9 protein-coding genes are annotated in these 10070 nt (G+C 52.7%); 3 read left to right on the forward strand and 6 right to left on the reverse strand.

Annotated elements, in window-relative coordinates; genetic code table 11:
* Nucleotides 1-184: 184 nt before the first annotated feature.
* The 3 genes from GS630_RS18760 to GS630_RS18770 form a co-directional block, all read right to left on the reverse strand.
* Entirely contained in the window at nucleotides 185-580 is a 396-nt protein-coding gene (locus tag GS630_RS18760) for a rhodanese-like domain-containing protein (protein WP_170415294.1), read from the reverse strand.
* 186 nt (nucleotides 581-766) lie between these two features.
* Entirely contained in the window at nucleotides 767-2413 is a 1647-nt protein-coding gene (locus GS630_RS18765) for a tetratricopeptide repeat protein (protein WP_170554599.1), read from the reverse strand.
* Between the two features lie 383 nt (nucleotides 2414-2796).
* Entirely contained in the window at nucleotides 2797-4077 is a 1281-nt protein-coding gene (locus tag GS630_RS18770; protein WP_170415296.1) for a tetratricopeptide repeat protein, read from the reverse strand.
* Between the two features lie 146 nt (nucleotides 4078-4223).
* Here GS630_RS18770 and GS630_RS18775 point away from each other — a divergent pair, with 146 nt between their 5' ends.
* The 3 genes from GS630_RS18775 (at nucleotide 4224) to GS630_RS18785 (ending at nucleotide 6696) form a co-directional block, all read left to right on the forward strand.
* Nucleotides 4224-5264: a sulfurtransferase gene (locus GS630_RS18775; RefSeq protein ID WP_170415297.1), complete on the forward strand. Its 1041-nt coding sequence runs from the start codon at nucleotides 4224-4226 to the stop codon at nucleotides 5262-5264.
* Between the two features lie 64 nt (nucleotides 5265-5328).
* The gene (locus tag GS630_RS18780) at nucleotides 5329-6120 is read left to right on the forward strand and encodes a class I SAM-dependent methyltransferase (RefSeq protein ID WP_171621541.1); all 792 of its coding nucleotides are present in this window, start codon (nucleotides 5329-5331) and stop codon (nucleotides 6118-6120) included.
* Nucleotides 6121-6246: 126 nt separating this feature from the next.
* On the forward strand, nucleotides 6247-6696 hold the full coding sequence (locus tag GS630_RS18785) for a MaoC family dehydratase (protein WP_170787436.1): 450 nt from the start codon (nucleotides 6247-6249) through the stop codon (nucleotides 6694-6696).
* A 163-nt stretch (nucleotides 6697-6859) separates the two neighbouring features.
* Here GS630_RS18785 and GS630_RS18790 read toward each other — a convergent pair whose 3' ends face one another.
* The 3 genes from GS630_RS18790 to GS630_RS18800 all read right to left on the reverse strand — a co-directional run bounded on the left by GS630_RS18790 (nucleotide 6860) and on the right by GS630_RS18800 (nucleotide 9806).
* Nucleotides 6860-7873: a LysR family transcriptional regulator gene (locus GS630_RS18790; RefSeq protein WP_171180438.1), complete on the reverse strand. Its 1014-nt coding sequence runs from the start codon at nucleotides 7871-7873 to the stop codon at nucleotides 6860-6862.
* Between the two features lie 357 nt (nucleotides 7874-8230).
* Nucleotides 8231-9010 carry a methyltransferase domain-containing protein gene (locus GS630_RS18795; protein WP_093965079.1) on the reverse strand — a complete coding sequence of 260 codons (780 nt, stop codon included), beginning with the start codon at nucleotides 9008-9010 and terminating at the stop codon, nucleotides 8231-8233.
* 223 nt (nucleotides 9011-9233) lie between these two features.
* Nucleotides 9234-9806: a carboxymuconolactone decarboxylase family protein gene (locus GS630_RS18800; protein ID WP_093964968.1), complete on the reverse strand. Its 573-nt coding sequence runs from the start codon at nucleotides 9804-9806 to the stop codon at nucleotides 9234-9236.
* Nucleotides 9807-10070: the final 264 nt, after the last annotated feature.

The raw sequence follows: 10070 nt of genomic DNA on the forward strand, positions 1-10070 counted from the left end.
TCTCTGAGCCTCTCTTCGGCGTCTATTACATCCAGACGCAGGCAGAATTTCAGCGCCCCGAGGCTAAGGTTTTCGTCAATTGGCTAAAATCTCAGTCGCAAGTCGTATCGAGACACAACTCTGCAAGCTGAGAAGCTTCTATTGACCCCTGCGTGTTTGCTCATCACCGTTGGTTTCGCCTTTTTTAAGGCTGCTTTGTAGAGGAGCCCGCTGCGATCAGAGCCGCCATCCCTCCATCGATGAACTGCACGTTTTGAAAACCCATCGCAGTCAATACATTTGCCGCTGCCGCGCCTCGATAGCTCGGAGCTCCGCCACAAGTGGTGAAAATTCGCCTTGCACGATCCTGTAACTCTTGAGATCTGTATTCACTTTCAAGGTCTGCCATCCAAGCGACGGCGCGACCAGGAGCCGGAATTGCTCTCGGGCTGATACCTGTGGCCGCCATTTCAGCGCTATCCCTTACGTCCACCACAAGTGCGTTGGGGTCTTCGATCAGTACTGCCAGCGCGTCAGTTGCTGAAATTGGATTTGCTTTGGATATTTCTTGAGCTTCCATTTGTGCGAATGTTAAGACCATGTTGCCCCCCGACTGCAAATCTTACGCTATGCTACCATGCGGCTGATTTACCGTAAAACGGCATCCAAGCGATGATTGCCGGTCTTGTGGTCGCCCAGACGGTTGCCATCAACGAAGTTAAACAAGTCCCGGTCAACGGCAGAAGCGGGCCTCGCAAATGCCCCAGCCATTGCTGTTGATCAGTGACTACTCTGCGGCCAAAGCGTTCTGCCTGCAATAACACGATGCCTTGATCGGCACCTCGGCGCGAGCAGTGGCCTTGTCCAGTTGTAGCTTAATGTGGGTGGCTTCGACCGTTTCACCGCGCCGGACGAGACATTCGTGCAAGCCATGCAGGCTCCAGACGTTGCCCGGATGCTGACAGGCCCGGCTAAGCGTTGCATCCAGGCCAAGGTCTGCACGGTAAACAGCTTCGGCTTCCTCCATCTGGCCCTGCTCAAGAAGAAGAGCACCCAGCGCATGACGGGTGGGTTGCATCCAGCCCCAGGGCTCGTCGTACGGCAAGTTGTCGTCGATCTCGACTGACTTTCGCAGGTGGTCAAAGGCCGTTTCGTGCTCTCCTGCGTGATAGGCCAACTCACCCAGCATCATTTGCTCAGCGACCTTCAGAATGTCCCGGCATGTGTTGTTGAACAGCATTCGGGTCTCAGGAACTCTGGCCAGAGCATCATAGAACTTGGCTTTTTCACTCTCGGCTTCGGCGACCCTGTGTAGGTTGGCCAAGGCAACCGTCCTTGCATACCGCATCATGGCGATAGTGACGCTGTAGAGCTCCGCATCTTCAGGTAACTCCTGATCAAGGATAGCCTGCCAGCGTCCAAACCTGATCAATACATGTTGTTTCATAGGAATGAACGCCTCGAACCAATCAGCCATTGGCCGAAGTGTCTCTGAAGGTAAAGTTTCGACAAGCTCATCGGCGGCTTCGATTGCTGCCGATGGTTGCCCCAAGAACATCGCACCGTATATTTTAAAGTGATAGTTGTGGCACCGATAGACGGAATAGAAATTGTCAGGGCCTTCTCGCTTAAGAAACTTGCGATCTGCCAATATGGCTTTGTGATTTCGCAGTACCACGTTCATGTAGTCTCCGCACAACACGTCGATATGGGTCGGCATGTGCAACAAATGCCCGGCCTCGGGCACCAGCGTGCCGAGCACATCCCCGTGACGCAGTGCCCGTTCGGGGTGGGGCGACATTTCCATCAGGTGAATATACATGTGCAATAGTCCTGCGTGCTCCCATGCTCCGGAAAGTGTATCGAACGCATTTTCGAGCACAGATACTGCCTCGAGCGTATCGGCCCCTTCGGCGGGCTTTCCGGACGGCAAATCCCAAAGCTGCCAAGGTGTCCGGTTCATGAGCGACTCGGCCAGAATCGCGGACACGTCCAGGTCCTGATCGAATTCGGAGTGAACCTTTCGCATCGCATCAGCGAATGCATCATTCCATGGGCTGAAATCCTCGATATCCGATGAGGATGGATAACGCGCTGGAATGGCTTCGATGAGCGCGCGTTCAACAGGCGTCAGTTTGTCCTTTAACGATGCAGCAGCCTGGATTGACGCTTTTGCCAAGGCGATACAGTCAGGCTTCTCGTCTTCTTCGAATGTTTCCCAGGGCTTGTTGTAGTTCGGCCCAATGCAATACGCGATGCCCCAGTGCGCCATTGCGCAATTTGGATCCGCAGCCACGGCATTCTGAAAGCATACAATCGCTTCTTCGTGGTTGTACGCGTAAGTCCAAGCCAAACCACGATCAAACCAAAGCTGGGCTTCGTCCGACGAGGTTGTGATCTTTCGGCTGTAGCTACCGAGATCATAGTATTCCATCACAATAACCCCCTAATTAAAGGTAGGAGGTTACCACAATGGGCTGTTTCTCGATACTGGCGACATCAAAGCCGACCCAAGGCATAGACCCGACTTATATGAGCCCCATTTGATCGAAGCACTCTTCTTGGCGACTGACCAACTTATCGGCTACGTGAGTGACGCGTCGTCCAATCCATCCACAGTAGCCCACCGACAAGACCACAAACACCGCTCGCACACCTAAGACGGGCTTTTGACAAAGCTGATGTCGGCAGTCAGGTTGGTCTTTTCCGCCAACTAACACTTTTGGGGCCTGGTAACGTCGTGCGACAGCTTCTGTTCTAACTGGCGTTGAAAACGTGTAATTTGCGCTCATTGCGGGCGTCAAAAATACGGGCACCCTATTCTTCTAGCGTGGCAACTGCATGGTCGTGAGAGGTATGCGGTCGATGCATGTTGAGGATACGTCGAGCTTCATTCGATTTTCCCGATATTGCCAGCGCATGCGCCAATGAAAACTCAATAATATCGCGTTGCGCCCGGCTACCACCAAGGCGTTCGTGCTCAGACATGACACTTACGAATTTCTCAATCGCTTCGTCCGCGTTTCCATCCGCCAAAGCACGGAATGCGCCTGCTACCGAAGCAACGGTGGGGCCTGCGGGTCCCTTTGCGCCGTCAATGGTTGCTTCCAGACGCTCTCTGTTTCCAGCCATCGCATGCGCAAGAGCAGCGTGAACATCCGCAAAAGCCAAGCCTGGTGAAGGAAAGAACTGAACAGCATAGTCGCTGAGTTGTTGCCAACGCTCCTGAGGAATTTGCTCGCCAGCCAAAAAGGCGCGGTGAACAATTGCCACACTATCAGTCAAAACGTTCAGTGGTGGCGCAGGAGGTCGGTCGGGGGAAACATAATCATCGAACAGCTTCCACATACCTGCCACATCGCCGCTCTCAAGCGCCCACAGAGCGACGTGCCAGCTGAGATGGCAGTGCAGATACGCTGTGAAGGGATAGTCTTGCCAGAATTCGCGCAGATAAGCGTAGCCAGCGTCCGTCTCCCCGTTCTCATAGTAGAGATGGGCCCTGACATGTGCACTGTGTGCGCTGTCTGGCTTCAACTCAAGCGCGCGCTCGATGTTTTCCGCGGCCGGGCCGATCTGTCCGGCCTCCATCTGGGCAAATGCATGCTGGCAGAGAAACCACCAGTCGTCACCATAGTGCGGCTTCAACATGGTTGTGTACGCAAGCTGCTCCGCCTCGCGTCCAGCCTGACCTGAAAACCCTATTAAGCCAAATACGCTGGTACATGTCTGAGCAAGCAAAATATCTCGCGGATGGTCTGTGACGTGATCCCGGATGCGCCTGTAGGCCTGCGGTGCACGCCCCTCAATGAGATCGCTGATAATGTCGATCTGGGCGGCTTCGCGCGGGCTGACACCATGCGACAGTTCCTTTGCGACGGCTATTTGACGCTTTGCATCTTGTCCACGCCCGACGGTAACAAGGTAGCGAGCAAGCCCGACATGGGGCATGGCAAAGCTATCATCTGCCTGCATTGCAGAACGGTAAGCTTCTTCAACATCATCAAAAGCACCCAGAAATCGGTCGATGCCTTCAACGTAGGCGTCTCGCGCAGTTTGTGATGTGGTCGTTAGCGGGCTTCCGTACCGATCTTCAAGCATCCAAACCTTCCACTTTCTGTACCAAACCTGTCCGTCAGTGAGCTATATGAGCATGCCTACCCATAAACGAGTCAAAGGAAATCGACGTTACGAGGCGCCATGATTTCAGCATCCGTTTCTTTCAGAAGTCTCATGAAATCATCAACATGCCGTTTAAATCATATTTGCTTTATCAAATCCCGATTTTCCAAAATTGGACTCCGAAAGCAATTTTGGGGATTATTCCATACGGCTCGACCCGCGTCCGGTTAGAGGAGAAAGTAGGTATGACAACCCAAACTCGCCCGCTCATTGATACGGCTTGGTTGGCAGATAACCTGACTAACCCGAAACTGCGCATCATTGATGTTCGCTGGAAGTTTAGGGAGGAAAACGGCAAGGGCGTAGCCTATGACGATAGGAGCGAGTTCCAGGCCGAGCACATTCCTGGCGCCGTGTATGTTGGCATGTCGACGGAGCTTGCAGACAGCACTCAGAACACTCCCGACATGATGCTCGGCCGAGAGGACTTCGGGGAAAGGATGCGCGAGTTGGGTGTTTCCAACGACAGTCATGTCGTGGTCTACGATGACTCCGGGCTTCCATTGGCGTCTGCGCGTCTTTGGTGGGCACTTTCGCACTATGGCCATAAAAACGTGCAGGTCTTGGACGGCGGCTTGCAGCAATGGAAACTCGAAGGTCGACCCACTGAAACTGGCGATCTAACCGTTGAGCATGGTGACTTTGAACCAACAGTGCAGAGCAATTGGATTGCCCGCAAAGCTGATGTCTTGGATGCGATGGGTAAGCCCGGAGTCAGAATTGTGGACTTTCTACCAAACAACCTCTTCCGAGGCGACGGAGTTCACACATGGGGAGGTCGCTCGGGACATATTCCCAGTGCCGTCAACATACCGGCGATATCGAACATCGATCCGGATTTGGCACACATACCCATTGCCGAACGTGCAGCTAAACTAAAGGAACGTGGTTCATTCAAGTTGGCGGATCATTCCAAGCTCCTCAAGCACTATCAGGACAAGGGAATTCAAACTGACGATGAGGTCATCGCCTATTGCGGCCGTGGCATAGCTGCTTCTTGTGGGCTCCTTGCGTTGCGCCAAATGGGGTTCGAAAAGTCCCGCCTGTACGATGGTTCATGGGCTGAGTGGAGCGCCGATGAGAGCCTTCCGGTTGAAACCTCGTGAGACTACGATTTTGGGTCACTTTGGGCGGTCCAATTATTGACGCGTTGCTAGGAGGATATTTTTGATGACGGACAATTTCCGGCTGACCAAAGAGGCTGCGCAGAAGTACAACAACCATAGTGTGCCTGCGATGTTCGGCCCATTGGCTGAAGCAACAATGCAGAAGGTTCAGCTTCGAAGCGGCACTTGTGTTATCGACATCGCATGCGGCACCGGGGCTTTGACGCGAGAGATTGCAAGGAAACTGACGGGCGAAGGCCGGGTTGTTGGCGTAGATCTGAACGAAACCATGATTGATGTCGCGCAGTCCAATCAGCCGGATTGTCGTCATGTGCTCGAGTGGTATGCAGCAGATGTAACCGAGTTACCTTTCGGAAATGCTACGTTTGACTATGCCTTCATACAACAGGGGCTTCAGTTCTTCCCCGACAAATCCGCCGCTTTGCAAGAGGTTCATCGGATCTTGCGCAATGACGGTCAGCTATTTTTGACATGTTGGCGTGCAGTGTCGCCCTTCAATGGAGCGCTTGCAAAAGCTCTCGAGCGCCATGTTGGAACAGATGCCGCAATCAAGGCCAGAGCGCCTTTTTCGTTTCGAGATGGGGACCTCATTTCTAAGTTGTTGGTCGATGCAGGCTTCAAGATAGCTCGTCACGAGCCATTGGTACTTGAGCGAAGATTTATTGATCTTCGCGCGCAAATCATGGCGCTGCCAATCGAAACCGATCTTAAGGATGCAGGTGCTGACGTCACCAACAAGGTCGTGGAAGAGGTTGCAGACGCTTTGTCTAGATATGACAAAGAAGGCGTATTGCACGTACCGCAAGAAGCGCACCTATTTGTCGCCGCGGCATAGGTCAACGACCACTGACTTAGTTCTCCATTACGATCTTTGCCATGGTCGAAAGACAATGCAGCATTAGTGGCGGCCGAGCCTGGCTCCGCGTTGACGGTTGAGTCTGCATCAAACTATACTTTTGCCATGGCTAGCGGAAAATACATCGACGATTTGTCGGTTGGCGAAACCTTCGAAACCGGTGGCGTCACGCTGACCGAGGGAGCGATTATTGACTTCGCACTGGTTCATGACCCGCAGCCCTTCCACGTTAACAAAGTGGCTGCCGCAGAGTCGATGTTCGGCGGTCTCATTGCCAGTGGATTTCAGACAATAGCGCTTACTTTCAGGTTGTTTCGCGACACTGGTGTACTTACCGGAACCAATCTGGGTGGACATGGAATGGACGAGGTACGGTGGCTGGCTCCGGTGTATTCCGGTGACACGATCAGCGTGCGCGTCACGGTTGAGGCGATTACACCGTCACGTTCGAAGCCAGACCGGGGAACGGTCAAATTCCGATACCAGACATTTAACCAGAACGATGTTGAAGTTCTTAACCTGGTTATGCACCACGTGATGGCATATCGGAGTTAAGGCAGTTTGCAGCGACTTGGGCGCGGCGATCAATTTGAACTCCCATTGTCATCTTCAAGAGTATCCTTGGGCTTGCTACATAAGGCTTCTATTCGCAATTGCGGTCGTGGCGTACATGCAAACTAGCTTGTTCGCGTGTTATCAATCCTTTTTGCCTAAATAACTACTTGTAGATTGCCGCATAGCGAGGTGCGAAGAACTTAACGAAGGCTCTAACCTCTGGCCGGCGATAAGCTTCCGGCGAAATGAGCATTAGGTGCGGCACCGCAAGTTCGGGGATTTCGTCGAAACATCGGATAAAAGACATGTCTGTTTCCACCAGCTTGACATTGCTGATCCCAAGGCCTTGCCCTGACCTGATCGCCGCATGCATTAGCTCCAGTTCAGTGAAAGACATGACGATCTGGTCCGGCTCCACGTGATTGGTCAACCATTCGTGGAATACATTGGGCACATCGTCCCGCTGAAAGGTAACAAACTGATGCCCGGCCAGATCATTCGTTGACCCCGGTAAGCCAAATTTGTCCGCGTAATTTTTGCTGCCGAACAAAGACCAGCGGGCCGTGCTGATCTTACGACAGATCAGGTCAGGATCGGGATCGGTTCTTGCAAGGCGCAAAGCAATGTCGGCCTCGCCCGCCATCAGGTCCAGCGCCCGAACGCTGGACAAAAACTCGAATGCGACATCCTGATTGTCGGCGGAAAACTCGTTTACGATTTCAATCATGCGTGCGGAGAAGTTTGCCGAATAAGCGGTGATACGGATGGGTTGTGTCGACGTCAATTCCTTCGCGCAATCGGTAAATTCGAGGACTGAAGCCTCGATTGCTTCGGCGAGGGGAACGAGGCGAAGGGCTTCTGGGGTCGGTTTGAACCCGTGCGTACCACGCTCAAACAGCGTCAAGCCTGTTTCTCTTTCGAGAACATCAATGCGTCGGGCGACCGTTGGTTGGGAGACCTTTAGCTTTCTGGAGGCCGCAAGCGTCGATCCTTCTCTCAAGACAGAGAGGAACACACGAATATCCGACCAATTTCGGAACCCGTTCTTCATTTTTTTAGAACAGCACAATTTTGTGCCGGATACCAGAAAAACAGGTGAACAGTTACTGTTGTTGCGACAGCGCAAGCAACTCGGAAAGGACCATGAGATGGCTTCCCATACAATGTCACCCAGCATCTGGACCGTATTTGGTGGACTGTTCGGTAGGACCAAGAGAGGCTTCCCCGAAGCCCGGAAGCCGCGGCCTACAGCTGACGATTTTCACGCTGAACGCGACTATATTAATGACGTGATCTGGAGTAATCCCGATGCGTTTTCGAGTGAGCTTGACGTGCAGAACATGGTGAGTCTGTATCCAGGAAGGTTCTGACGACACTTGGTGACAATCGGCCGAATAAGGCGATTAGATCACGCCAAATGCAGCTGCAAGCTGGAAGTGGCAGCCACGCACCTGTGTTGTAGCCATTGAGTAAGTACCAATACGAGACTTTCATGAAGCCCGCGAAAGAACCCAGGCCGATTTACTTAGCTCAATCACCCCTTTTTGCGCACCACGACAACAAATTGGGTCATCGAAAAGAAGAAGCGTCCAGTCCTTGCAAGGCTGAGCTGCTCATCAAACCACGATTGCGCAACTGCGGGATCAACATGGTCATTTGCGACAGTGTATTGCTTCATGAGGTGCATCATCATGATTGCGAGGCCATCAGGCTTCAACTGGTGATCCGTCATTGTGAACGACAAGACATCTTCCACACGGTCGCCGCGAGCCTTTATCAGCGCGGGCAGTCTTTCCGGGACGGAACCACTCACAAAGTGCTGGTTCCAGGATGTCAGCATCTTTTGCATTCTGTCGGGCTCATCGCTGAACCAGATCAAGCTGCCAAAGTGTAGATCGCTGATGACGAGGCGCCCGCCGGGTTTGACGCACCGCAGCGTGTCAGCCAACGCACCGTCTACGTCTTCGATGTACTCAAAGACCTGTACCGAGACGGCCTTGTCAGCACTCTCATCCTCAATGGGCAAGCTATTTGCGGCACCAGCACGAAACTCCACGTTTGCGTAGTCGCTGCACCGTTCTCTAGCAGCTGCCGTCATGTCAGCGCTTGGGTCGATCCCGATGACATAGCCATCCGAGCCAACTGCCCGGGCCAACTCAACTGTCAACATCCCGTTGCCACAACCGATGTCCAAAATAGTTTCACCAGGAGCCGGGCACAGCGCATCGAATGAAGCCTGTCTTCGCCGCGTCAGTTCTGCGCCTTGATAGGCGATTTCAAGTAATTTCGTTGTTTCAGCGTCAAATTTAAGCAACTCTCCACCCTTACAAAGCCCACATGCCCCCAAAACCTTATCAGAAATTGAGTTATCTACGAAAAGCAGGACGGATCGTTGAGGCTTGAACATGGATCCACCAACAATAAATGAATGCGCCGACTTGATCCGACGAATGATTTAACCCCGAGAGCGAAGGACGCATCTGCCGCTCTATCGGACCAGCTTTTCGTGGCGTTTCGAACGTTAGAACAACATCAATTCAAGGGATGTCGAGGCCGTTCTCTCGTCCGAAATCGGTATAGAAGCTGTCACTGCGGCATCGGTTTAAAGTGGCTTCGTCCGCTTCTCTTGGGTCGGTGCCAGGGCTTTGGACACCTGTTCCTTCTATGAAGCGGTTCACGAGATTAAAGACACCGCAAACTTGGATAGCATCGAACAGCGCACTCTCCGACCAGCCTGCCGCGTAGACTGCTCTAGCGTCGGCTTCTGTCATTCGGGATGGTGAGACAGTGAGCTTTTCAATGTATGCCAGCAACGGTTTGAGGTGATCCTCGACGGGCGCCGTATCGCGGTCTTCCATCAGTGCCTCGATTGTCTCGACTTCAATACCGTAGGCTTTGGCGAAAACGATGTGCGCCCCATGGCAATACGCACAAGCATTCAATCCCGAGACATAGGCCGCAATGAGTTCACGTTCAGCAACCGAGAGGTCGCTCTCGCCCCTCATCACAAGGCTTTCGTACGCACAAAGCGGAGAAAGTTTATCTGGAAAGGCTTGATAGACACTTCCAAGTGTCGCGTTCTCCGGCAGAGATGGAAACAGGCGTTTCATTTAATTCTCTTTCAATCTTGCTATGGATTACGTTTTCTCAAAGTGAGGAACCAACGTTGTTTACGCAACCTTAAAGCAATTTCGGGTTCCGCTCAGAGATTCTGTTGGGATACTGCGAACGGTAAGTTTGCCAGACGACACCCCCAACTTGTTGCTGCTTGGTTAAAGGCAATTTCATTTGAGCCGTTCTCGTAAATTTGCAAAGTCAGCATTCTGCGCATCGCTGACCTTTGAGTTCGAGGAAGCTCTTTGAACTTTGTGCTC

The sequence above is a fragment of the Ruegeria sp. HKCCD7303 genome (assembly GCF_013111185.1).
GTDB lineage: Bacteria > Pseudomonadota > Alphaproteobacteria > Rhodobacterales > Rhodobacteraceae > Ruegeria.

Bases quoted from the DNA above. Each gene is read 5' to 3' on its own strand.
- GS630_RS18760 (WP_170415294.1), bottom strand. From the start codon at position 580: ATGGTCTTAACATTCGCACAAATGGAAGCTCAAGAAATATCCAAAGCA.
- GS630_RS18765 (WP_170554599.1), bottom strand. From the start codon at position 2,413: ATGGAATACTATGATCTCGGTAGCTACAGCCGAAAGATCACAACCTCG.
- GS630_RS18770 (WP_170415296.1), bottom strand. From the start codon at position 4,077: ATGCTTGAAGATCGGTACGGAAGCCCGCTAACGACCACATCACAAACT.
- GS630_RS18775 (WP_170415297.1), top strand. From the start codon at position 4,224: ATGCCGTTTAAATCATATTTGCTTTATCAAATCCCGATTTTCCAAAAT.
- GS630_RS18780 (WP_171621541.1), top strand. From the start codon at position 5,329: ATGACGGACAATTTCCGGCTGACCAAAGAGGCTGCGCAGAAGTACAAC.
- GS630_RS18785 (WP_170787436.1), top strand. From the start codon at position 6,247: ATGGCTAGCGGAAAATACATCGACGATTTGTCGGTTGGCGAAACCTTC.
- GS630_RS18790 (WP_171180438.1), bottom strand. From the start codon at position 7,873: ATGCTGGGTGACATTGTATGGGAAGCCATCTCATGGTCCTTTCCGAGT.
- GS630_RS18800 (WP_093964968.1), bottom strand. From the start codon at position 9,806: ATGAAACGCCTGTTTCCATCTCTGCCGGAGAACGCGACACTTGGAAGT.